Origin of the sequence: Streptomyces bugieae, assembly GCF_036352915.1 — a bacterium.
GTDB classification, from domain to species: Bacteria; Actinomycetota; Actinomycetes; order Streptomycetales; family Streptomycetaceae; genus Streptomyces; species Streptomyces endophytica.
In genome coordinates this window covers 90,500-113,757 of sequence record NZ_JAZBJP010000022.1, presented here as the reverse complement: position 1 = coordinate 113,757, position 23,258 = coordinate 90,500, and the positions used below count along the sequence as shown (strand labels likewise).

At 70.5% G+C, this 23,258-nt stretch carries 23 protein-coding genes; 5 read left to right on the top strand and 18 right to left on the bottom strand.

The genetic code is table 11. The features are described 5' to 3' along the window. The first annotated feature begins 230 nt into the window (after nt 1–230). The 3 genes from V2J85_RS27505 (at nt 231) to V2J85_RS27495 (ending at nt 3,244) form a co-directional block, all read left to right on the top strand. A complete protein-coding gene (locus V2J85_RS27505) occupies nt 231–1,151 on the top strand; it encodes a hypothetical protein (protein ID WP_419836841.1) in 921 nt (306 codons plus the stop codon). After that, a complete protein-coding gene (locus V2J85_RS27500) occupies nt 1,148–1,615 on the top strand; it encodes an ABA4-like family protein (protein ID WP_330823058.1) in 468 nt (155 codons plus the stop codon). Before V2J85_RS27505 ends, V2J85_RS27500 begins: the two co-directional genes overlap by 4 nt. A 510-nt stretch (nt 1,616–2,125) precedes the next feature. Then, nucleotides 2,126–3,244 carry an LLM class flavin-dependent oxidoreductase gene (locus tag V2J85_RS27495; RefSeq protein WP_330823057.1) on the top strand — a complete coding sequence of 373 codons (1,119 nt, stop codon included), beginning with the start codon at nt 2,126–2,128 and terminating at the stop codon, nt 3,242–3,244. Between the two features lie 75 nt (nt 3,245–3,319). On the opposite strand, the gene V2J85_RS27490 is transcribed toward V2J85_RS27495, so the two are convergent. From V2J85_RS27490 to V2J85_RS27440, 11 genes are all read right to left on the bottom strand, one after another. Continuing rightward, a complete protein-coding gene (locus V2J85_RS27490; protein WP_330823056.1) occupies nt 3,320–6,136 on the bottom strand; it encodes a DEAD/DEAH box helicase in 2,817 nt (938 codons plus the stop codon). A 156-nt stretch (nt 6,137–6,292) separates the two neighbouring features. Next, entirely contained in the window at nt 6,293–7,255 is a 963-nt protein-coding gene (tatC, locus tag V2J85_RS27485; protein WP_261952448.1) for a twin-arginine translocase subunit TatC, read from the bottom strand. A gap of 78 nt (nt 7,256–7,333) precedes the next feature. Next, nucleotides 7,334–7,630 (bottom strand): Sec-independent protein translocase subunit TatA, encoded by a 297-nt coding sequence (gene tatA, locus V2J85_RS27480; protein WP_261952447.1) that lies wholly within the window; start codon nt 7,628–7,630, stop codon nt 7,334–7,336. A gap of 247 nt (nt 7,631–7,877) precedes the next feature. Continuing rightward, on the bottom strand, nt 7,878–8,093 hold the full coding sequence (locus V2J85_RS27475) for a hypothetical protein (RefSeq protein WP_261952446.1): 216 nt from the start codon (nt 8,091–8,093) through the stop codon (nt 7,878–7,880). 16 nt (nt 8,094–8,109) lie between these two features. Further along, a complete protein-coding gene (locus V2J85_RS27470) occupies nt 8,110–8,382 on the bottom strand; it encodes a hypothetical protein (protein ID WP_261952445.1) in 273 nt (90 codons plus the stop codon). A 70-nt stretch (nt 8,383–8,452) separates the two neighbouring features. Then, the gene (locus V2J85_RS27465) at nt 8,453–9,403 is read right to left on the bottom strand and encodes a helix-turn-helix transcriptional regulator (RefSeq protein ID WP_030801811.1); all 951 of its coding nucleotides are present in this window, start codon (nt 9,401–9,403) and stop codon (nt 8,453–8,455) included. Between the two features lie 21 nt (nt 9,404–9,424). Then, nucleotides 9,425–10,417 carry a helix-turn-helix transcriptional regulator gene (locus V2J85_RS27460; protein WP_261952444.1) on the bottom strand — a complete coding sequence of 331 codons (993 nt, stop codon included), beginning with the start codon at nt 10,415–10,417 and terminating at the stop codon, nt 9,425–9,427. A gap of 154 nt (nt 10,418–10,571) precedes the next feature. Then, a complete protein-coding gene (locus tag V2J85_RS27455) occupies nt 10,572–10,946 on the bottom strand; it encodes an FKBP-type peptidyl-prolyl cis-trans isomerase (RefSeq protein ID WP_261952443.1) in 375 nt (124 codons plus the stop codon). Nucleotides 10,947–11,015: 69 nt separating this feature from the next. Continuing rightward, nucleotides 11,016–12,041: an FKBP-type peptidyl-prolyl cis-trans isomerase gene (locus V2J85_RS27450; RefSeq protein WP_261952442.1), complete on the bottom strand. Its 1,026-nt coding sequence runs from the start codon at nt 12,039–12,041 to the stop codon at nt 11,016–11,018. Nucleotides 12,042–12,176: 135 nt separating this feature from the next. Continuing rightward, on the bottom strand, nt 12,177–13,538 hold the full coding sequence (gene pafA, locus V2J85_RS27445) for a Pup--protein ligase (RefSeq protein ID WP_030414300.1): 1,362 nt from the start codon (nt 13,536–13,538) through the stop codon (nt 12,177–12,179). A gap of 9 nt (nt 13,539–13,547) precedes the next feature. Next, entirely contained in the window at nt 13,548–14,807 is a 1,260-nt protein-coding gene (locus tag V2J85_RS27440) for an MFS transporter (RefSeq protein ID WP_261952441.1), read from the bottom strand. Nucleotides 14,808–14,931: 124 nt separating this feature from the next. Here V2J85_RS27440 and V2J85_RS27435 point away from each other — a divergent pair, with 124 nt between their 5' ends. Continuing rightward, nucleotides 14,932–16,008 carry a LacI family DNA-binding transcriptional regulator gene (locus V2J85_RS27435; RefSeq protein WP_261952440.1) on the top strand — a complete coding sequence of 359 codons (1,077 nt, stop codon included), beginning with the start codon at nt 14,932–14,934 and terminating at the stop codon, nt 16,006–16,008. 44 nt (nt 16,009–16,052) lie between these two features. On the opposite strand, the gene prcA is transcribed toward V2J85_RS27435, so the two are convergent. From prcA to arc, 6 genes are all read right to left on the bottom strand, one after another. Beyond that, nucleotides 16,053–16,919: a proteasome subunit alpha gene (gene prcA, locus V2J85_RS27430; RefSeq protein ID WP_330823055.1), complete on the bottom strand. Its 867-nt coding sequence runs from the start codon at nt 16,917–16,919 to the stop codon at nt 16,053–16,055. A gap of 63 nt (nt 16,920–16,982) precedes the next feature. Beyond that, nucleotides 16,983–17,828 (bottom strand): proteasome subunit beta, encoded by an 846-nt coding sequence (gene prcB, locus V2J85_RS27425; protein WP_261952438.1) that lies wholly within the window; start codon nt 17,826–17,828, stop codon nt 16,983–16,985. Continuing rightward, nucleotides 17,780–18,022: an endonuclease domain-containing protein gene (locus V2J85_RS27420; protein WP_410011172.1), complete on the bottom strand. Its 243-nt coding sequence runs from the start codon at nt 18,020–18,022 to the stop codon at nt 17,780–17,782. The genes prcB and V2J85_RS27420 overlap by 49 nt, the downstream gene beginning before the upstream one ends. 75 nt (nt 18,023–18,097) lie before the next feature. Continuing rightward, the gene (locus tag V2J85_RS27415) at nt 18,098–18,316 is read right to left on the bottom strand and encodes a ubiquitin-like protein Pup (protein WP_030414306.1); all 219 of its coding nucleotides are present in this window, start codon (nt 18,314–18,316) and stop codon (nt 18,098–18,100) included. Nucleotides 18,317–18,506: 190 nt separating this feature from the next. Next, a complete protein-coding gene (gene dop, locus V2J85_RS27410; protein ID WP_341483633.1) occupies nt 18,507–20,018 on the bottom strand; it encodes a depupylase/deamidase Dop in 1,512 nt (503 codons plus the stop codon). Between the two features lie 274 nt (nt 20,019–20,292). Beyond that, nucleotides 20,293–22,059: a proteasome ATPase gene (gene arc, locus V2J85_RS27405; protein ID WP_261952436.1), complete on the bottom strand. Its 1,767-nt coding sequence runs from the start codon at nt 22,057–22,059 to the stop codon at nt 20,293–20,295. A 249-nt stretch (nt 22,060–22,308) separates the two neighbouring features. Here arc and V2J85_RS27400 point away from each other — a divergent pair, with 249 nt between their 5' ends. After that, nucleotides 22,309–22,602, top strand: coding sequence for a ferredoxin (locus V2J85_RS27400; protein WP_030801836.1), 294 nt, complete (start codon nt 22,309–22,311; stop codon nt 22,600–22,602). A 60-nt stretch (nt 22,603–22,662) separates the two neighbouring features. Here V2J85_RS27400 and V2J85_RS27395 read toward each other — a convergent pair whose 3' ends face one another. Next, the gene (locus V2J85_RS27395) at nt 22,663–23,235 is read right to left on the bottom strand and encodes a hypothetical protein (protein WP_330823067.1); all 573 of its coding nucleotides are present in this window, start codon (nt 23,233–23,235) and stop codon (nt 22,663–22,665) included. Nucleotides 23,236–23,258: the final 23 nt, after the last annotated feature.

Sequence of the window (23,258 nt, the reverse complement as noted above, 5' to 3'; positions counted from 1 at the left end):
TTCCCGCGCCGGGGTCCGCCCCGCCGCCCTGTCCCCGGGCCCCCGCACACCCGGCCTTGCCAATTCCGCCCCCATCATAGATAGTCCAGCTATCAGATAGCGGAAAGCGCCACTATCCATTCTGTGGCCGCCGCCGGCCCACGCCTGGGCACCCGTGCGCCCGCGCACCGGTGCCATCCCTGGGGGGACCCATGTCCAGATACCGTTCACTGCTCGCCTTCTCCTGGGCGATGGCCGCGCTCGCGGCCGTCACCGCGGTCGGCCTGATCGTCGACGAACGGGTCGTGCTCGGGGCTCCGGTCTGGTTCAAGCCGTTCAAGTTCGCGGTGTCGTTCGCCGCGTACGGGCTGACGCTGGCCTGGATGCTCTCCCGGCGCCCCGCGCCCGGCCGGCTGGGCGACCGGGCCGCCCATGTGGTCGTGGTGTCCGGGCTGATCGAGATGGCCGTCATCACCGGCCAGGCCCTGCGCGGCCGGCGCAGCCACTTCAACGTCGAAACCCCGCTGGACCGGGGCCTGTTCATCGTGATGGGGCTGACCATCGTGGCCCTGTGGACCGCCACCCTCGTCATCGCGGTCCTGCTCTTCCGGGCCCGGCTCGGCGACCGGGCCACCACCTGGGCGATCCGCCTCGGCCTGCTGATCGCACTGGCCGGACTCGCGCTCGGCGGGCTGATGCTGATGCCCACCCCGGAGCAGCAGGCCGACGGGCTGCGCACCGCCGTCGGCGCGCACAGCGTCGGCGTCCCCGACGGCGGTCCGGCCATGCCGGTGACCGGCTGGAACACCACCGGCGGCGATCTGCGCATCCCGCACTTCGTCGGCATGCACGCCCTCCAGGCGCTGCCGCTCCTCCTCTACGGGATCGAGGCGCTGGCCGGACGGTTCGCCCGGCTGCGGGACGCACGGGTGCGGCTGCGGCTGGTCCTGGTCGCGGCCGGCTTCCTCACCGGACTGCTGGCCGTGGTCACCTGGCAGGCCCTGCGCGGCCAGGCCCTCGTGCGCCCCGACGCCGCAACACTCACCGCGCTCGCCGCCCTCGCGGCGGCCACCGGCCTCGCGACGTACGCGGCACTCCGCCGCCGCACCGCGACCCCGGCCCCCGGCCTCACCGCCCCCTCCCCCACCCTCACCACGGAGTCCCCCGCATGACCCCCAGCACCCTTTTCGATCTGGCCTTCCTGCTCGCCGCGCCGTTCTGGGCACTGCTGATCCTGGCCCCCGGCTGGCGCTGGACCGACCGGATCGCCGCCTCACCGCTCCCCATGGTCCCGGTCCTGGTCGTCTACCTCGCCCTGGCCGTCCCGGTGTTCCCGCACCTCTGGGCGGCCGTCAGCCACCCCGACCTCACCGGCTTCCAGGACCTGCTGCGCCTCGGCGGCGGGGCCGGGGCGATCTGGGCCCAGGTGATCGCCTGGGACCTGTTCCTCGGCCAGTGGATGTACCGCGAGGCCCGCACCCTGCGCCTCCACCCCCTCCTGATGGGCCCCCTGCTCCTCCTGACCGTCCTCCTCTCCCCGATCGGCGTGCTGCTCTTCCTCGCGATACGGGCGACGGTGGTGCGGCTGAGGAAGGGCGAGGGCGGCGTGGCGGGCCGGGCCGGCGCGGCAGGCTGACGAACATCCGCGGACGGTGACAGGGCCCGGACCGGCACAGAGCACACGCCGAGCCCGGGCCCGGACGCCCCCGCCTGCGCTGCGCCTGCCCCGGGCCTCTGCGACCTGGCGCCCACCGTCCGGCTCCTGCGCTCCCTGCCTGTCACCTGAGGACTGCTCAGGCGAACCACACGTGGCGGTGCGTGCCGGACTCCGCCGGGCGCGGCACTCGACGCGGAGGGGTACGACGGCTTCGACTGGATCTACGTCGCCCGGCCGGCGGACGGAACACCGTCCCCGCAGGCGGGCCCAACACCCGCTCCCCGTCCGGCAATTGGTTGACGGTGCAGGTATCCGTCTGTTCCACTGACCCCATGCGTCCTCTCACGCGGCTGGTCACCCGCGACCACATCGACTTCGGTCGGGTGTGGTCCGCCTCCTGTTGCCGCTGACTTCTCCGTGGCGCGGACCTTCCCTCCGCGATTCCCGGCGCCCCGGCGCGCCCGCCTACGAGAAGACGAGGCCCTACCCATGCCTGTCGAGTTCCTCGGCATTGCCGCGACCAACGACGGTTCCGAAGTCACCCCCCGCTCCGGTGCGTCCTTCGACAAGGACTACACCCTCAAGCTCGCCCGCGCCCACGAGGAGTACGGCTGGGACCGGGTGCTGTTCGCCTACGGCTCCGGCTCCCCCGACCCCTCCCCGGCCGCCGCCTATGTCGCCGCCCGCACCGACACCCTGCAGATCCTGGTGGCGCACCGCCCCAACGTCTCGTACCCGACCTTCGCCGCGAAGACGTTCGCCACGCTCGACCGGATCAGCGACGGCCGGCTCGCGGTGCACTTCATCACCGGCGGCAACGACCACGAGCAGCGGCGCGAGGGCGACACCCTGACCAAGGACGAGCGCTACGACCGCACCCGGGAATACATCCGCATCGTCAAGAAGATCTGGACCACCCACGAGCCCTTCGACCACGAGGGCACCCACTACCGCTTCCACGACTTCGTCTCCGACACCTTCCCCCTCCAACAACCGCACCCGCAGGTGTCGTTCGGAGGCTCCTCACCGGCGGCGTACGCGGCGGGCGGTGCCGAGGCGGACATCTACTGCCTGTGGGGCGAGCCGCTGGCGCAGACCGCCGAGCAGATCGCCTCGGTGAAGGCGGCGGCCCGGGCGGCCGGCCGCAGTGACGTCCCCAGGATCCAGGTCGCCTTCCGGCCGATCATCGCGCCCACCGAGGACCTGGCCTGGGAGAAGGCGCACCGCACCCTGGACCGGATCAAGGCGCGCAAGGCGGGCGGCGCGCTCAGCCGCCGCCACCCGCTGACCGGCCCGCAGAACGCCGGCTCCCAGCGACTGCTCGCGGTGGCCGCCGAGGGCGAGCGGCACGACCGGGCCCTCTGGACGCCGACCGCGGCCGAGACCGGCGGCGCGGGGAATTCCACCGCCCTGGTCGGTACGCCGGAGACCGTCGCCCAGGCCCTGCTCGACTACTACGACCTCGGCGTGGACATCCTCTCCGCACGCGGCTACGACCTGCTCGACGACGCCATCGACTTCGGTCGGTACGTCATCCCGCTGGTGCGCGAGGAGGTCGCCAAGCGCGACGCCGAGCGGGCGGCGACGGGCGCACGGCAGGCCTCGTAACCCCGGCGGACCGGCCCACGACGACGGCGCCGCACCCCCTCGGCGGGGGCGCGGCGCCGTCGTCCGTACGGCCCGTCAGCCGACCGAGGAGTACGCGACCACGCCGCGCAGCACACCGTCCATGGCCCGGCGGGCGTTCTTCGCCACCGAGCTGCCGGCCGGGGCGGCGGCCGCGATCTGGCCGAGGATGTCGACCAGTTGCTTGCACCAGCGGACGAAGTCACCGGCGGGCATCTCCGCCTCCCGGAGCACCTCGTCCAGGCCGAAACCGGCCGCCCAGCGATAGGCGGCCCAGGCGAAGCCGAGGTCCGGTTCGCGCTGGCCGACGCCCTCGGCCTGGTTGATCCGGTGGTCCTCCTCCAGGGCGTCCAGCCGGCCCCAGATGCGGACCATCTCGCCCAGCGCGTCCCGCGCCTTGCCGGCCGGCAGCTTGGGGGCCACCGCGTCGTCCGCCTGCCGGGCCTCGTACACCAACGCGGAGGCGCAGGCGGCGAGTTCGGCCGGGCCGAGGTCCTCCCAGACGCCGTCCCGCAGGCACTCGCTGGCCAGCAGGTCCAGCTCGCCGTAGAGCCGGGCGAGCCGGCGGCCCTCGTCGGTGACCTCGTCGCCTTCGAGGTAGCCCAGCTCGGTCAGCAGCGCACAGATCCGGTCGAAGGTGCGGGCGATGGTGTTCGTCCGGCCCTCGATGCGGCGCTCCAGCTGGCGGGTGTCCCGCTTGAGGCGGTGGTAGCGCTCCGCCCAGCGCGCGTGGTCCTCGCGCTCGTCACAGCCGTGGCAGGGGTGCGCACGGATCGCGGTGCGCAGCCGGGAGATCTCGCCGTCGTCGACCGCCGCGGACCGGGGCTTGCGGTGGCGCGACGGCACGATGTGCCCGGCCTTCGTGCGCAGCGCGGACGCCAGATCGCGGCGGGACTGCGGGCTGCGGGCGTTGAACGACTTGGGGATCCGCATCCGGTCCAGCGCCGTCACCGGCACCGGGAAGTCGATCGAGCCGAGCCGCTTGACCTGCCGCTCGGCGGTCAGCACCAGCGGTCGCGGGCCGTCCTGCGAGTCGAAGCCACGGTGGCCGTTGGTCCGGCCCGACGGCATACCGGGGTCGAGGACCAGCGCCAGGCCGGCGTACTTGCCGGTCGGCACATGGATCACATCGCCCGGCTTCAGCTTCTCCAGGGCCGCCGCGGCCGCCACCCGGCGCTGCGCGGCGCCCTGCTTGGCCAGCTCGGTCTCACGGTCCTTCAACTCCCGCCGCAGCCGTGAGTACTCCTCGAAGTCGCCGAGGTGGCAGGTCATCGAGGCGCGGTAGCCGTCCAGGCCCTCCTCGTTGCGCTGCACCTGCCGGGAGATGCCGACCACCGACTTGTCGGCCTGGAACTGCGCGAACGACATCTCCAGCAGCTCGCGCGAACGGTGCCGGCCGAACTGCGAGACGAGGTTGACCGCCATGTTGTACGACGGCTTGAACGACGACCGCAGCGGGTACGTCCGGGTGCCGGCGAGCCCGGCCAGCGCGGCCGGGTTCATCCCGCGCTGCCACAGCACCACCGCATGGCCCTCGATGTCGATGCCGCGGCGCCCGGCCCGGCCGGTCAACTGGGTGTACTCGCCGGGGGTGATGTCGGCGTGCTGCTCGCCGTTCCACTTCACGAGCTTTTCCAACACCACCGAACGGGCCGGCATGTTGATGCCCAGCGCCAGGGTCTCGGTGGCGAAGACGGCCTTCACCAGGCCCTTGACGAAGAGTTCCTCGACGACTTCCTTGAAGGTCGGCAGCATGCCGGCGTGGTGCGCCGCGATGCCCCGCTCCAGGCCCTCCAGCCATTCGTAATAGCCCAGCACATGGAGGTCGTCGTCCGGGATCCCGGCTGTCCGGGCCTCCACTATGCGGCGGACCTGTTCGCGGCCCTCCGCGTCGTTGAGCCGCAGCCCCGAATACAGGCACTGCTGGACGGCGGCCTCGCAGCCGGCCCGGCTGAAGATGAACGTGATCGCGGGCAGCAGGCCCTCGTTGTCGAGGCGGTCGATGACCTCGGGCCGGCTCGGCGTCCAGATCCGCGCCCGCTGCCGCCGCTCGCGCTCGCGGTCCGCCTCCCGCATCGTGCGGCCCCGGCGCTTGTCCCGGCCGAAGGTCGGCCGGCTGTTCTCCATCCGTGCGAGTCGTTCGAGGTCGGGATTGACCTCCCGGCGGCCGCCGTTGCCGCCGTCCCGCTCCTCGAAGAGGTCGTATATCCGGCGGCCGGCGAGGACGTGCTGCCACAGCGGGACGGGGCGGTGCTCGGAGACGATCACGGCGGTGTCACCACGCACCGTGTCGAGCCAGTCACCGAACTCCTCGGCATTGGAGACCGTCGCGGACAGCGAGACCAGGGTCACCGATTCGGGGAGGTGGATGATCACCTCTTCCCAGACGGCGCCGCGGAAGCGGTCGGAGAGGTAGTGCACCTCGTCCATGACGACGTACGCCAGGCCGATCAGCGACTGGGAGCCGGCGTAGAGCATGTTCCGCAGGACCTCGGTGGTCATCACGATCACCGGCGCCTCGGAGTTGACGCTGTTGTCGCCGGTCAGCAGGCCGACCTTCGCCGCGCCGTACCGCTTGACCAGGTCCTGGTACTTCTGGTTGGACAGTGCCTTGATCGGCGTGGTGTAGAAGCATTTGCGGCCCTGCTCCAGGGCCAGGTGGACGGCGAATTCGCCGACGATCGTCTTGCCGGATCCGGTGGGGGCGGCGACCAGCACGCCCTGACCGGCCTCCAGGGCCTGGCAGGCGTCGACCTGGAACGGGTCCAGCTCGAAGTCGTACAGCTCCCGGAAACCGGTGAGTGCGGTGGCCTGCTCGGCCGCCCGGAGCTTGGCGGCGGCATAGCGCTCAGCAGGGGACATGTCCTCGGTCATCGTGCTTACGAGCCTACCGGCCACCTCTGACAACGACCCGATCTTTATGTGCGGCCTTTACCGAGCGGGGACCCGGCGAGGAACGTTCCCGGCATGCGAAACGGCCCCGGCTCGAACCGAGCCCGGGGCCGTCACGGCATGTGAGGGGCCGTCACCTCACGTCACGTCGTCGAAACCACCGCGTCGTGGCCCTGCGCCGTCGTCCGGTTCGCCGCTCGCCTGCTCCGGCAGCATCCGCCCCGAGGACACCGACTCGATCTCCCCGACGTCCGACGGCGTCAGATCCAGCCGGGACGCCTCGTCGTCGCTCAGCCCCGCGTCCGGGTTGCCCAGCCGGCGGCGGCGGTCGTTGAAGAGGCAGATGCCGGCGGCGCCGAAGTACAGCACCACGATCGGGGCGGCCAGCAGGCTCATGGTCAGCGGGTCACCGGTCGGGGTGGCGATGGCCGCGAAGATCGTGATGCCGAGGACCATGAACCGCCACCAGCTCATGATCCGTCGCCCGGTGACCACCCCGCCGAAGTTGAGCAGCACCAGCAGCAGCGGAAGTTCGAAGGCGAGGCCGAAGACCACGATCATGCGCGTGACGATGTCGAAGAACTCGTCGGCCGGGAAGAGGTTGGCCCAGTCGTCCGGCGTCAGCCCGACCAGGGCGCCCGCCGTGGTCGGCAGCACCGCGTAGGCGAGGTAGGCACCGGCCAGGAAGAGCGGTACGCCGGCGCCGACGAAGCTCAGCGCGTACTTCTTCTCGTGCCGGTGCAGGCCCGGTGCGAGGAAGGCCCAGAGCTGGTAGAGCCAGATCGGGCTGGCACCGACGACGCCCACCGTGAGGGACAGCTTGAGCAGGATGGTGAACGGCGCCAGCAGACCGTTGGCGGTGACCTCGGCACACGGATGCGTCCGCGGAGCGGTCACGCTGCCGCGCCCGCAGCCGACCGCGTCGATGACCGGCCCCGTGATGAAGTGGGCGATGGCGTCGTACTGCCACATCGCGACGACGGTGACCACACCGATCGCCAGCACCGACTTCAGCAGCCGGTTGCGCAGCTCACGCAGATGCGCCGCGAGGGGCATCCGTCCCTCGGGGTCCTTCTCCTGCTTGCGGGCAGACTTGAGCAACCCACTTCCTCGTCTCGTGCATCAGCCGTTGCCGACCGGTTCGGTACGACTGGATCGTCCGTCGGGGGGCGGTGCGGGTCAGCCCTGCTTGGTCGTGTGGTTCGGCTCGGCGACCGGGCGCGAGCTGCTCACATCGCCCGGGGCGGCCTGGATCGTACGGGGCGCCTGCTGGGCGGCGTCGGTGGACGCCTCGGACGAGGTGGCCGCGGCACCGTCCGCCTCGCCGTCCTTCTTCATCGCCTTGGCCTCGCTCTTGAGGATCCGCGCGGACTTGCCGAGCGAACGCGCCATGTCCGGGAGCTTCTTCGCGCCGAACAGCAGCACGATAACGACGAGGATCAGGATGATCTCGGGGGCCCTCAGGTTGCTGAGCATGTGCGACTACCTTCTCGCCGGGGCGGCGTCTGCTGTGGTGCCTGCCGATGGGGTCGGACTGGCGTCCTGGTGCTCGATCGATCGTAACGTTCGGTGGTGAACGTCCGGCAATCCCCGTGCAACCTCCGGATTGCCACGACCGCCGCGCTCTTCGAACCGCGGAGGGAAGCCTACCTCTCCGCCCTGCCGTGCAGCAGGGCGCCGGCGTCCCGGGCGACGTCCGGGCGCCGGGCCCGCGGCCCCGGTGTCAGTCCCGGACCCGGTCCCGGCCGGTCTCGTACATCCGGGAGGCCAGCGGCACCGCCGCCCGTTCCAGGTCCTGGGCGGCCCGCTGGATCCGCTCCGACGCCGTGCCGACCTGGCGGGCCAGCCGGCGCACCTCGATGAAGACACGGACGGCGAGCACGCCCAGTACGGCGATCCCTAGGAAGCCGAGGGCGATGGCGATCATGGGCCAGAGCATGGGGCGAGCCTATCGGTCAGCCCGAGTGCAGCCGCAGCGTGCGCACCCCGCCGCCGGTCAGCAGCTCGACGATCCGCTCGCCGGCCGGCCGGCGCACCGCGCGCCGGCAGTCCGGGCAGGTGAAGGAGTAGAAGGTGGTGCGGCGGCTGCCGCCGATGGCCAGCCGGAACGCGTCCGAGGCCAGCTCGAAGCGGCCCCGGCAGTCCGGGCAGGCCGCCTTGAACAGCACCGGAGCGGTCACGTCCGCCGGGCCGGCGGTCGCCGTCCCGGTCGCCATAGTGGTCGTCATCCCTCGCTGCCTCCTCCTACTGGCCACGGCCCGCTCCCTCGGTCGCCGCGCGCGGTGGCCGGGCCGCCGCTCACTCGCCGTACGCCGCGAGCGCCTGCTCGGCGGCGCGCCGGGCACTGTCCGCCAGCGCCTGCGGCGCCACGATCCGGCCGTCCCGGCCCAGCCGCAGCGCCAGCCGCCGCAGCGAGGCCGGGTCGGGGGTGCGCAGGGTGATGCGCAGCCCGCCGTCGGGCAGCTCCTCGGCGCTGTCGTGCGGGTAGTACTCGGCGACCCAGCGGCCGCCCGGCCCGACCTCGATGGACACCTCGGGGTCCTCGGCGGCCGGCTGCACCAGGCCCTCGGACAGATCGCGCAGCTCGACCGGGGGCGGGTCGGCGGGCGCGTCCAGCAGCTTGATCTCGGCGACCCGGTCGAGCCGGAAGGTGCGCCGGGCCTCCGAGAGCCGGCACCAGGCCTCCATGTAGGTGTGGCCGACGGCGAACAGCCGGATCGGGTCCACCTCGCGCTCGGTCAGCTCGTCGCGGGCCGGGGAGTAGTAGCGCAGCCACAGCCGGCGCCGTTCGGCGATCGCCCGGTCGACGTCGGCGAACACCCCGCCCTCGGACTCGAAGGTCACCGAGAGCCGGGAGCTGGCGCCGGCCGCCTCACCGGCCGCCGCCTCCAGCTTGGCGGTGGCCCGCAGCAGCGCCTGCCGGTCGCCCTCCCGCAGCCCCGGGAGGGTGGCGACCGCGCGGGCCGCGACCAGCAGGGCGGTGGCCTCGTCGGCGGCCAGCCGCAGCGGTTCGGCGACGTCGTCGGGGTTGTGCCACCAGATGCGGTCGCCGTCGGTGTCGATGTCCAGCAGGTCGCCGCCGCGGAAGCTCGTGCCGCACATGGGCAGCACGTCGAGGTCGGCGATGAGCTCGTCCTCGGTGATGCCGAAGGCGCGCGCGACGTCGCCGACGCGGGCGCCGGGGCGCTCGCGCAGATACGTCACCAGCGACAGCATCCGGCGGGTCTGGTCGATCGCGTTCGTGGCCATGAGTGAAGCTCCCCGTCCCTCTCAGCCCTTGGCCACGGCGCGCAGCCGGTCGACGACGTCGGCGCGCAGTTCCGCGGGTTCCAGTACGACCACGTCGGGCCCGAACTCCACCAGCCAGGCGTCGAGTCCGTGGCCGTTGGGGATCTCCAGCTCGTCCCAGCCGTCGCCCAGGTCCCGGACACTCAGCGCGCGGGCCCGCAGCGGATAGCCGTGCTCGGCGCGGAGCTTGATCCGGGCGGTGCCGGTGGCGGTCTCGCCGGCCCAGCTCTCGACGGTCTCGCGGACGGTGACGTGGTCGGGCACCGGCGCGGTGAACTTCCCTTGCCGGGAACGGACCTTGCCGGTGATCCGGGAGAGCCGGAAGACCCGCTCGGCCTTGCGCTCGCGGTCCCAGCCGGCGACGTACCAGTGGCCGCGCCAGCACTCCAGGATCCACGGCTCGACCTGGCGCTGCTCGGGGCGGGCGGCATTGGACTTGCGGTAGTCGAAGACGACCGGGCGGCGGTCGCGGCAGGCCAGCATCAGCGGTTCGAAGGCGGCCTCGTGGGTGGGGATGCGGGGTTCGAGCGCGCTGTGCGGCTGCCCGGCGTCGTAGTCCTCGCCGTCCCCGGCCAGCGGCATCCCGGCCGCCCGCAGCTTCTGCAGCGCACCGCTGGCGGCGCCGGCCAGCCGGGCCTGCTGCCAGACCTTGGCGGCCAGCCCGAGGGCGGCGGCCTCCTCGGCGTCCAGGGTGATCGGGGGCAGCCGGTTGCTGTCGCGGCGGGCGAGGTAGCCGACCTCGCCGTCGATGCCCTCGACGGTCTCGATGACCAGGCCCAGCTCGCGCAGGTCGTCCTTGTCCCGCTCGAACATCCGGTTGAAGGCTTCGTCGCCGCTCGGGGTGCCGTTACCGGCCCCGAAGGCCTCGCGGTAGGCCTCGATGGACGAGCGGAGCTCGCGCTTGGTCAGCGGGCGTCGCGTCCCCAGCAGGCACAGCGCCAGATTCATCAGCCGCTCGGCCTTGGCAATCGCCATCGACGCCCTTTCTCGTTGAACTCCCGATCGTTGACCGTACCGCTCGGGGTGGTCAAGGTAAAAGCCGAGGGCCCATGGCCGAGGGCCCGCGCCATCAGGTGGCGCGGGCCCTCGGGTGCGTCGGCGGCCGTCCCGTCCGGGAGCGGCGGCGGTGTCAGACCGAGACCAGGTCGCAGACGAAGATCAGGGTCTCGTTGGGGGCGATCCGGCCGCCCCCGGCGCCGTGCGCGCCGTACGCCAGGTGCGGCGGGATGGTCAGCCGGCGGCGGCCGCCGACCTTCATGCCCTGGACGCCCTGGTCCCAGCCGGCGATGACCTGGCCGGCGCCGAGCTGGAACTGCAGCGGCTTGCCGCGGTTCCAGCTGGCGTCGAACTCCTCGCCGGTGCTGAAGGACACGCCGACGTAGTGGACGGAGACGGTGTCCCCGGCCTTGGCGACCGGCCCGTCGCCCTCCGTCAGGTCCACGATCTCGAGCTCGGTGGGAGCCGGGCCCTCAGGAAAGTCGATCTCGGGCTTGTCGATGCTCACTGATGTGCTCCTACTTGCGAATCTTTACGATTACCGGGCCAGTCTGGCAGATCTTGACGTCGCCGCTGGTCAGACGGTGCCGACGATGTCCACCGAGAAGACCAGGGTGTTCTTGGCCAGCTCGTGCTGCGGGCTCGCGCCGTAGCCCAGCTTCGGCGGGATGACGATCTCCACCCGGTCACCGACGTGCTTGCCGACCAGCGCCTTGTCCCAGCCCTGGACGACCTGCCCGGTGCCGATCTGGAACGCGGTCGCACCCCCGTGGTCCCAGGAGGAGTCGAACTTCTTGCCGTCCTCCCACTTCACACCGGTGTACTGCGCGATCAGGCCGTCGCCGGCCTTCACCTCGGGACCCTTGCCCTTGATCAGCACCTGCTGCTCCAGGCCCTTGGGCGCCTTCTCCCCCTTGGGGATGGTGATCTTCGCGGCCTTCTCGTCCGCCGCGGTCACCTCCGGCATCCCGCTCTCGGGGTCGGCCTGCTTGCCCTCGGCCTTCGCCTTCTTGTCGACCTTCTTCGCGCCGACCACGTCGACGACCCACACCAGGCCGTCCCCCGGCTTGATCCCGGACTGCGGGTTCAGGCCCGCGCCGATCAGCGCCTTGGCGGTGCCCTCGACCTCGAACCGGCTGCCGACCTTCTGCCCGGCGACCGCCGACATCACCTTCGGCGGCAGCATCTGCTGCGTCATCTGGTCGGTGACCTCGCTGACCACCTGGGTGCGCGGCGCGCCCGGCTTGGCGCCGGGCTGCGGCGTCCAGCTGCTGCCGAGGTTCTGGCCCTTCATGGTCTGCGCCGCGAAGTCCAGGCGGACCAGGTCGCCCTTCTTGACGGTCGCGCCCTTCCCCTGGACGAGGGTCTTGGTGACGGCCGTGTCGGACGGCTTGGCACCCTTCGGCACCGTGATCTTGGGCTGCGCCCCCGGCTTGCCCGTGACCTTCACGACGGCTTCGCCCGACGAGCCCTTGCCGTCGTCGGACCCGCAGGCGGCGGTGATCAGCAGCAGGGGCACGGTCAGCGCGGCGACGGCGGCGCGACGGGTGTGCTTCGGGAACGAGCGGGGGTGCGGGGTCCGTGCCCCGGAGAGATTCAGCATCAGTCCAACTCGGGCTCGTGGGGTGGTGGGCAATGCCCGCCACTCTACGACCTGATCCCGTGGACCTTTCCCGGCACAACACAGCAATGTGCCGGGAGCACTCGGCTCCCGGCACATCTCCGCATTCCCCGCGGGTCACATCCCGGCGATCAGCTTCTCCACCCGGTCGTCCACCGAACGGAACGGGTCCTTGCACAGGACCGTACGCTGCGCCTGGTCATTGAGCTTGAGGTGCACCCAGTCGACGGTGAAATCCCGGCGCTGTTCCTGCGCCCGGCGGATGAAGTCACCGCGCAGCCGGGCCCGAGTCGTCTGCGGGGGCACCGACTTGCCCTCGAAGATCTTCAAGTCATTGCAGATCCGCGCGGCTTGACCCTTCCGCTCCAGGAGGTAGTAAAGCCCCCGGCGGCGGTGAATGTCGTGATACGCGAGGTCTATCTGCGCCACTCGTGGGTGGGACATCGTGATGTTGTTCTTCGTGCGGTACCGCTCGATCAGCTGATGTTTCATCACCCAGTCGATCTCGGTCGAGATGCGGTCCAGTTCCTGGTCCCGGATCGCCTCCAGGGTGCGGCCCCACAGTTCCAGTACGCGCTCCACGAGACCGGTGCGGATTCCGCGGCGGTCGCAGAAATCCACCGCCTTTTCGTAGTACTCCTGCTGGACTTCGAGCGCCGAGGCCTCCCGCCCGCTGGCCAGCCGCACCTTGCGCTGTCCGGTGGTGTCGTGGCTGACCTCGCGGATCGCGCGGATCGGATTCTCCAGCGTCAGATCGCGCATGACCGTGCCCGCCTCGATCATCCGCAGAACGAGGTCCGTGGCGCCCACCTTGAGCATCATCGTCGTCTCGGACATGTTCGAGTCGCCGACGATGACGTGCAGCCGGCGGTAGCGCTCGGCGTCCGCATGCGGTTCGTCACGGGTGTTGATGATCGGGCGGGAGCGGGTGGTCGCCGAGGAGACGCCCTCCCAGATGTGCTCCGCGCGCTGGCTGACGCAGTAGACGGCGCCCCGCGGCGTCTGCAGGACCTTGCCCGCGCCGCACAGCAGCTGGCGGGTGACCAGGAACGGAATGAGGATGTCCGCGAGCCGGGAGAACTCGCCGTGGCGGGCGACGAGGTAATTCTCGTGACAGCCGTAGGAGTTTCCCGCCGAATCGGTGTTGTTCTTGAACAGATAGACGTCGCCCGCGATTCCCTCCTCATGCAGGCGGCGCTCGGCGTCGACGAGCAGGCCTTCGAGAATGCGCTCACCGGCCTTGTCGTGAGTGACCAGCTCGGTCACGTTGTCGCACTCGGGAGTTGCGTATTCCGGGTGCGAGCCCACGTCCAAGTACAGGCGGGCGCCGTTCCGCAGGAAGACATTGCTGCTGCGGCCCCATGACACGACACGGCGGAAGAGGTACCGCGCCACTTCGTCAGGCGACAGTCGGCGCTGTCCCCTGAACGTGCACGTGACGCCGTACTCGTTCTCCAGCCCGAAAATGCGGCGGTCCATGACTGAACATTACGCCTGATGGCCTGCTCTGAAACCGGGTTCGGCGGCCCCGTTTCGATCATTTTCCGCCGGGGTCGCACCCGCCGTAGGCCGCCCGGGCTCCCCGAGAAATCGCTTCGTCGACAAAAGGACGAGCAGCGCGGCGAGTCCGCCCGCCCCGGCCACCGCGAAGCCGGCCTGCGCGCCGCCGCCCTCCACGGCCGGGCCCGCCACCGACGCACCCACCGCCGAACCGACCCCGAAGGTCGTCACCAGCCACGAAAACGCCTCCGTGACCGTGCCTTTGGGCGCATGCCGGTCCACCACCACGAACGCACAGGCCAGCGCCGGCGCCAGGAACACCCCGGCGACACCGGTCAGCGCGGTCATCCCGGCCACGCCGGGGACCAGGACCAGCGGCAGATACCCCAGCGCCAGCAGGCCGATCAGCAGCCGCAGCCGGTTCTCCGGGTGCCCCGGCCAGTCCCGCGCCCCGTAGACCAGCCCGCCGGCCAGCGCCCCGGCGCCCAGCGCGGAGAGCAGATAGCTGGAGACCATCCCGCCGCCGTGCTCGTCCGCGTACGCCACCGCCGCGACCGCGATCGACCCCAGCGCCAGGCCCACGAAGAAGAACGCCCCGATCAGGACCAGCATCCCGGCCGACCGCAGCGCGCCCAGCCAGTGCGCCTCGCGCGGGCCGCTGCGCCACTGCCGGGAGGGCGGTGAGACGACGACCGAGAGCGCGCCGAGCACCCCCATCGCGTTGATGACCAGCAGTGCGGCCCCCGCCGACCACGCCGCCACGCACAGCGTCACCAGCAACGGACCCACCGCGAACATGACTTCCTGCGCCACCGCGTCCAGCGCGTAGGCGGCGTGCACCCGGTCCGCGCGCTTCAGGACGCCCGGCCACAGCGCCCGCAGCCCGCCCTCCAGAGGGGGCGTGAAGAAACCGGCGATCACCATGGCCGCGTAGGCGAGCCACAGCACGTCCAGGCCGACGGCCGCCAGCAACGCCATGCCGAGGGCGGAGAGCACCGACGCGGGCAGCATCACCCGCGGCTGCCCGTAGAGGTCCACGGCCCGGCCGAGCAGCGGCTGGCCGATCGCGTTGCACACGCCGTAGACCGCCGAGAGTGCGCCGGCCAGGGCGTAGCTGCCGCCCTCGGCCCGGGCGAACAGCACCACCGCCAGCGCGGCGGTGGCGTTCGGCAGCCGGCCGACCAGCGTCCCGGCCAGCAGCCGGGCCGCATGCCGGGTTCTCAGCAGCTCCGCATACCCCGCGGCCATTCCCGCCCCTTCCTGTCAGGTCCGGCCCGGACGGCCGTGTTACGTATAACTTCCACCGTCATACGTACCATGGCGGCAACCCGCGGTCCACCCCGCAGCGCCCGAGTGAGGAGCGAGACACCCCGTGACCAGCCAGAAGGCCACGACCCCCGGCCGGCGCCCGGCCGCCGCCCGCACCACCAGCCGCGATGTGGCCCGGGCCGCCGGTGTCTCCCAGGCCGCCGTCTCGCTCGTCCTCGGTGACAAATGGCGCGGCCGGGTCTCCCCCGGGAAGGCCGAGGCGGTCCGCGCGGCCGCCCGCGAGCTGGGCTACCGCCCCAACCTCGCCGCCCGCAGCCTCCGCATGGGCCGCACCCGCACCGTGCTCCTCGTCGTCCCCGCCCTCACCACCGAATTCTTCGCCCGGGTCTACACCGGGGCCGCCCGGATCGCCGCCGACCACGGCTTCGGCGTCGTCCTCTACCCCTCCCCCGAGGGCATCGGCCCCGCCCGCGACCCCTTCGACTCCGCGGCCGCCACCCTCGACGGAGTGATCGCCTCCTCCATGGCCGCCGAGGCCCTCACCCCCCTGCGCGCCGCCGACCTCCCCCTGGTGATGCTCGACAGCGACCCCGACGACGCGCGCGCGACCGCCACCGTCAACCTCGACATCGCCGCCGGCGCACGGCAGTTGACCGGCCATCTGACCGCGCTCGGGCACCGCCGCATCACCCACCTCGCCGCCGACGTCCGCTCCTGGACCTTCGAGGTACGCGCCCGGGCCGTCACCGAGGCCCTCGACGCGGTCCCCGGCACGCTGCTGCGCCGGCAACCCACCGCCCTCGGCGTCGACGCCGGTCTGCGGGCCGCACACGCCGCGCTGGCCGGCCCCGGCCCCCGCCCCACCGCCCTGCTCTGCGACGACGACATCATCGCCGCCGGCGCCTGCAAGGCCGTCCGCCGCCTCGGCCTGCGCGTCCCCGAGGACGTCTCGGTGACCGGCTTCGACGACCTCGCCCTCGCGGTCGCCGTGGAACCCGAGCTGACCACCGTACGGCTGCCCGCCGAGGAGTTCGGCGAGGCCGGGATGCGCGCCCTGATGGCCGTGCTCGACGGCCGCCCCGCGCAGGAACCCACCCTGCCGGTCGAACTGGTCCCCCGCGGCTCCACCGCCCCGCCGCCGGCCGGCGCCGGAAACGCGGCGCGCCCCGGCGGGGAGTGACCCCACCGGGGCGCGCACACCGGGCAGCCGCCCGGAAACCGTCCTTACAGCAGCGGTTCGCCGTCCGGACCGTCCTTGCCCTTGACGTTCTTGACGTCCTTGTCCGTGGCACCGCCCTTGGTGCCCTTGCCGCCGGCGTCCTCCGCGGTGGCCCCGGACTCCCCGGCACCGGCGTCCGCGTCCGCCGCCGGCTCCTCGGCGCCCGCCGGACCGCTCTCCTCCAGGAGGCGGGACAACTGGCGGCCCAGGATCCGCTTGAACTTGCGCTGCTGCGGCCGCGTACGGTCCAGCGTCGCCACCTCCAGCTGCTCCGCGGTCAGCCGGCGCTCGCCGCCGTTGTTGTCCCGCGACAGGGACTCCACGGCCAGCTTCAGCGCCTCCGACAGCGTCATGCCGTCGCGGTGCCGCTGGTCCAGATAGCTGCTGATCTGGTCCGCGTTGCCGCCGACCGCCACCGAGCCGTGCTCGTCGACGATCGAGCCGTCGTGCGGCAGCCGGTAGATCTGGTCCTCCTCGGGGGCACTGCCCACCTCGGCGACGATCAGCTCGACCTCGTACGGCTTCTCGGCGGCGCTGGAGAAGATCGTGCCGAGCGTCTGGGCGTAGACATTGGCGAGACCGCGCGCGGTCACGTCCTCGCGGTCGTAGGTGTAACCCCGCAGATCGGCATAGCGCACCCCGCCGATCCGCAGATTCTCGAACTCGTTGTATTTCCCGACCGCCGCAAAGGCGATCCGGTCATAGATCTCGCTGACCTTGTGCAGGGCCCGGGAGGGATTCTCGGCGACGAAAACCACGCCGTCGGTGTACTGCAGCACCACGACGCTGCGGCCGCGCGCAATGCCCTTGCGGGCGTATTCGGCGCGGTCGGCCATGGCCTGCTGGGGTGAGACATAGAACGGCGTCGACACCGGCTATCCGTCCCTTCCTGTCAAAAGCTCTCTCAGTGGCGGCATTGCGGAACGTCCGTCCCGTCAGAGCAGCGCGGCCCGCGGGCCGTCGGGCTGCTGGAGGCGGCGCTCGTGAATGGCACGGGCGATGTCCGCGACCTCCCCGTCGGCCAGCTTCCGGAAGCCCTCGTCGGTGATCACCGTGACGATCGGGTAGATCCGCCGCGCCATGTCGGGCCCACCGGTCGCCGAGTCGTCGTCCGCCGCGTCGTACAGGGCCTGGACGACCGCGGTGGCGGCCTGACTCTCCGTGAAGTCCTCCTGGTAGAGCTTCTTCAGCGCGCTGCGCGCGAAGACCGAGCCGGAGCCGGTCGCGGCGAAGCCCTGCTCCTCGGAGCGACCGCCGGTGACGTCGTACGAGAAGATCCGGCCCTTCTCGCGGTCGAGGTCGTAACCGGCGAAGAGCGGCACCACGGCCAGTCCCTGCATCGCCATGCCGAGATTGCTGCGGATCATCGTCGACAGGCGGTTCGCCTTGCCCTCCAGGGAGAGTTGGGCGCCTTCGACCTTTTCGAAGTGCTCCAGCTCCAGCTGGAACAGCTTGACCATTTCGACGGCGAGACCGGCGGTGCCGGCGATACCGACCGCGCTGTATTCGTCGGCCGGGAAAACCTTCTCGATATCACGCTGCGCAATGACATTGCCCATCGTCGCCCGCCGGTCGCCGGCCAGCACCACTCCCCCGGGGAAGGTCGCCGCCACGATCGTCGTGCCGTGCGGCGCCTCGATGGCCCCCTGCACCGGCGGCAACGGGCGGTTGCCCGGCAGCAGATCGGGTGCGTGCGCACCGAGAAAGTCCATGAACGACGAGGATCCAGGCGTCAGGAAGGCAGCTGGTAGACGCCCGGTGCTTCGAGTATTGGCTTCCACACGTTTCCTTCCGGATATGCGATGGCCCTGCGGAGTGCGCCCGGGTCATCCCTCAACTTGCCGAGTGCCGAGTTGCAGTTGATGCACGGTACGTCCCGGACCTTACCCGGCTCGTGGGTGTGATCCACATGCTGATCGTTCTGCCGCGGGCCGGGACCGGGGCGAAGCGTGCGCGCGGTCCGGCCGGGCCGCACCGCGCGCAGCGCTTCGCACGCTGTTCATCCGTCGCTCACCCACCCCGCCACCTTCGATGCGAAGGCTAAGGTGGTCTACTCTCCGCCCTTTTGCACGAAGGAACGCACGAAGTCCTCAGCATTCTCCTCGAGGACGTCGTCGATCTCGTCCAGGACGGAGTCCACGTCGTCGCTCAGCTTCTCCTGCCGTTCCTTGAGGTCCTCGGAGACCTGCGCGTCCTGCGCCTGCTCCTCGACCTCCTCGGTGGAACGGGTGGCCTTTGCCTGTCCGCCGCCGCTGTCCTTGGTCGCCATATCCCTCACCCCGCTCGGTTTGCCCCGCTCGATGTGACCTTCAAGATCCGACCCTACAAGCAGGGTCCGACATCGGCCCTGCTGTTTGCTGCAACGCCCGGTGGTCACCTCGATGATTCCCGTACCGCGACGATTTCAGCCGTGAATCGGCCGGCGATCGCCGCGGATTCTGTCGTGCACCTGCCGTTCCTCAGCGGCCGGACAGCGTCCTCACCAGCTCCTCCGCGGTCCGGCAGCGGTCGAGCAGCTCCTTGACGTGCTTACGGGTGCCGCGCAGCGGCTCCAGGGTGGGGACCCGCTGCAGGGAGTCGCGGCCGGGGAGGTCGAAGATGACCGAATCCCACGAGGCGGCGGCGACGTCGTCGGCGTACTGGTCCAGGCAGCGGCCCCGGAAGTAGGCCCTGGTGTCCTCCGGAGGCTTCTGCTGGGCCCGCTGGACCTCGGGCTCGTCCAGGAGGCGCTTCATCTTGCCGCGGGCCGCCAGACGGTTGTACAGGCCCTTCTCGGGCCGTACGTCGGCGTACTGCAGGTCGATGAGGTGCAGCCGGGCGGCGTCCCAGTCCAGACCGTCACGGCGGCGGTAGCCCTCCATGAGCTCCCGCTTGGCCACCCAGTCCAGCTCGCCCGAGAGGCTCATCGGGTCGTTCTCCAGCCGGCCCAGCACGTCCTCCCACCTGGTCAGGACGTCCTTGGTCTGCTCGTCCGCATCCGCTCCGTAACGGTCCTCCACGTATTTGCGGGCCAGCTCGAAGTACTCCATCTGGAGCTGGACGGCGGTGAGCGTGCGGCCGCTGCGGAGGGTGATCAGGCGCTGCAGTGTGGGGTCGTGCGAGACCTGGTGGAGGGTGCGGACGGGCTGCTCGACGGCCAGGTCGACGGCGATGAAGCCGTCTTCGATCATGGACAGGACGAGGGAGGTGGTGCCCAGCTTGAGGTACGTCGAGATCTCGGAGAGGTTCGCGTCGCCGATGATCACGTGCAGCCGGCGGTATTTCTCGGCGTCGGCGTGCGGCTCGTCGCGGGTGTTGATGATGGGCCGCTTGAGGGTCGTCTCCAGGCCGACCTCCACCTCGAAGTAGTCGGCGCGCTGGCTGAGCTGGAAGCCGTGCTCGTGGCCGTCCTGGCCGATACCGACCCGTCCGGCGCCGGTGACGACCTGGCGGGAGACGAAGAACGGGGTCAGGTGGCGCACGATGTCCGAGAACGGGGTCTCCCGTTTCATCAGGTAGTTCTCGTGCGTGCCGTAGGAGGCGCCCTTGTTGTCGGTGTTGTTCTTGTAGAGGTGGATGGGCTGGGCGCCGGGTACCTGGGCGGCCCGCTCGGCGGCCTCGGCCATGATCCGTTCGCCGGCCTTGTCCCACAGGACGGCGTCGCGGGGGTTGGTGACCTCGGGGGCGCTGTATTCGGGGTGTGCGTGGTCGACGTAGAGCCTGGCACCGTTCGTGAGGATCACATTGGCCAGGCCGATGTCCTCGTCCGTGAGCTGGCTGGCGTCGGCGTTCTCGCGTGCGAGGTCGAAGCCGCGGGCGTCCCGCAGCGGGTTCTCCTCCTCGAAATCCCAGCGGGCACGGCGTGCCCGGTGCATCGCGGCCGCGTAGGCGTTGACGACCTGGGATGAGGTGAGCATGGCATTGGCGTTCGGGTGGCCGGGGACGGAGATCCCGTACTCCGTCTCGATTCCCATTACTCGCCGTACGGTCATGCGGCCCTCCTTGCCCGGCGGCGCCCCCGGATGGGGTCGGCGCTCAAGTACCGCTGCGCTTCCGTTCCGCGTGCGTGCCCCACGCCCGCACAGCGTGACGCAGCGGTACCGAAGAGCCTAGAACGCCTTTGCGGCGCTGGGGAGATCATTACAGTCATTGCTCCAGTCCGGTTTTCCCTGGTCCATCGCTCTGAAATGGGGCGGCTGCGGCGTCCCCGGAAATGCGTCCGGCTGCGGACGCCCCGTGCAGGACATCCGCAGCCGGAGAGCGGTGTTACAGGTATTGGCCGGTATTCGCCACCGTGTCGATGGAGCGACCGGTGTCGGCGCCTTGTTTTCCGGTGACCAGAGTGCGGATGTATACGATCCGCTCGCCCTTCTTTCCGGAGATCCGGGCCCAGTCGTCCGGGTTCGTGGTGTTGGGCAGGTCCTCGTTCTCCTTGAACTCGTCCACGCAAGCCTGGAGGAGGTGGGAGACCCGTAGACCCTTCTGATTGTGTTCGAGGAAGGCCTTGATGGCCATCTTCTTTGCTCGTCCTACGATGTTTTCGATCATCGCACCGGAGTTGAAGTCCTTGAAGTAGAGGACTTCCTTGTCACCATTGGCATAGGTGACCTCCAGGAAGCGGTTTTCCTCGGATTCCGCGTACATCTGCTCGACGACCGACTGGATCATCCCGCTGACCGCGGCCTTGCGCGAGTCGCCGTGCTCGGCGAGGTCGTCGGAGTGCAGCGGGAGGTTTTCCGTGAGGTACTTCGAGAAGATGTCCTTGGCGGCTTCCGCGTCCGGGCGCTCGATCTTGATTTTCACGTCGAGACGGCCGGGCCGCAGAATCGCCGGGTCGATCATGTCCTCCCGGTTGGAGGCGCCGATCACGATCACGTTCTCCAGGCCCTCGACGCCGTCGATCTCCGAGAGCAGCTGGGGGACGATGGTGTTCTCCACGTCCGAGCTGACGCCGGAGCCGCGGGTGCGGAAGAGCGAGTCCATCTCGTCGAAGAAGACGATGACGGGCGTGCCCTCGCTCGCCTTCTCCCGGGCCCGCTGGAAGACCAGCCGGATGTGCCGCTCGGTCTCACCGACGTACTTGTTGAGCAGCTCGGGGCCCTTGATGTTGAGGAAGAAGCTCTTCCCCGCGGGCTGCCCGGTCACCTCGGCGACCTTCTTGGCAAGGGAGTTGGCGACCGCCTTGGCGATGAGCGTCTTGCCGCAGCCGGGCGGGCCGTAGAGCAACACGCCCTTGGGCGGGCGGAGTTCGTGCTCCTTGAAGAGGTCGGGGTAGAGGTACGGAAGCTCGACCGCGTCCCGGATCAGCTCGATCTGGCCGCCCAGACCGCCGATCTTGGTGTAGTCGATGTCCGGGACCTCTTCGAGGACGAGTTCCTCGACCTCGCTCTTCGGGATGACTTCGTAGACGTAGCCGGAGCGCGGTTCGAGAAGCAGGGCGTCGCCGGGGCGGATGGTGGTGTCCAGCAGCGGCTCGGCGAGCCTCACCACCCGCTCCTCGTCGGTGTGCCCGATGACCAGGGCGCGCACGCCGTCCTCAAGGATCTCCTTGAGGGTGACGATGTCGCCGGCGCTCTCGAACTCCATGGCCTCGACCACATTGAGCGCTTCGTTGAGCATGACCTCTTGGCCGCGCCTGAGGTCCTCGGTCTCCACGCTCGGGCTGACATTGACCCGGAGTTTTCTGCCTCCGGTGAAAATGTCGACCGTGCCGTCCTCGTTCGCCTGCAGGAAGACACCGAAGCCGGCCGGCGGCTGTGCGAGCCGGTCGACCTCTTCCTTGAGGGCGACGATCTGGTCGCGGGCCTCGCGGAGCGTATTGGCGAGACGCTCGTTCTGCGCCGAGACGCCGGCCAGGTTGGTCTGCAGCTCGACGATCCGCTCTTCGAGAATCCTCGTGTGACGCGGAGAGTCGGCGAGCTTGCGTCGCAGGACGGCGATCTCCTGCTCGAGATAGGCAACCTGGCCGGCGGGATCTTCAGACCCCCGCCCCGGCCGGATGCCGCGGTTGATGTCGTCGTCGTGGGCTGCCACGGTCCTCACCTCCTCCAAGGAGCTGGACGCTTCCTGACCCTACCTGGGCCGGTGCAGGTTGAAACCCCTAGATCGAAAAGACTGTCGGGGTGTGTCCGATCTTCACCCTTGCGCACGTCCTCCCGCCAAGGGAATACCCACCCATCAACATCGGAAAGCGAGCGGTTGTATCGTCGAGTCGGTCAACACCCGTCAGGGCTGGCGCCACTTAGACAAAAACGGTTCACGTACGCAGGAACGGCAGGCGAGATGACCGCGCAGGACGAAGCCCCAGAGCTGGAAGTCTGGATCGACCAGGATCTCTGCACCGGGGACGGCATCTGTGCGCAGTACGCGCCGGAGGTCTTCGAGCTGGACATCGACGGCCTGGCCTATGTGAAGAGCGCCGATGACGAGCTCCTCCAGGAGGAGGGCGCCACAACGCCCGTCCCGCTGAAGCTGCTCGCCGACGTCCGGGACTCGGCGAAGGAGTGCCCCGGGGACTGCATCCACGTGCGCCGGGTCAGCGACCGCGTCGAGGTCTACGGCCCGGACGCCGAGTGAACCGACGCTGAGTGAACCGGAGGAAGCGGAAAGCTCCCTCCGCATACCTGCTGTAGCGGCTCAGGCACCCTTGGTGCCCGCCGCGGCGGGCAGTTCGGTCTGGATGAACTTCCCGTCCCGCCATTGCCATTTGACGCTCTTGTGCACGTCGGGGCAGCAGCGCGGCACGTTCAGGTCGGAGTAGCCCAGCAGCCCCGCCGCGATCACCTCGTCCTTCACCACCAGGGACTGGACGCTGAGCTGCTGGGCGGGGGCGACCAGGGTCGCCACGATGCGCGGGGCGGCCTGCGGGTCGGTGGGGTGGGCGAGGACGTAGACGCCACTGGGCGGGGTGCCGGTGTCGCTGTGGCAGCGGACCACGGCGACCGTCTCGGACGTGCCGTCGCCGTCGAGGTCGCCGGACGCCTTCTTGACCACCTCGGAGCGGTTGGGGCCGCAGGTGACGGGGAACGTGACCTTGCCGGGATCGGGGGCGGAGGAGTGCCGGCCGGCCTGGGCGTTGCGGGAGGTGGTGGCCGTGGCGTCGGGGGGCTGGACGAAGGACGCGGCCGCGACGACCGCCGAGAGGGCGGTGGCGGTGGCGAGCCAGTGCATGGGGCGCGGCTGGGTGTGCAAGAGGTCCTGGCCTGCCATGGGCTGCACGCGGGGTAACTCCT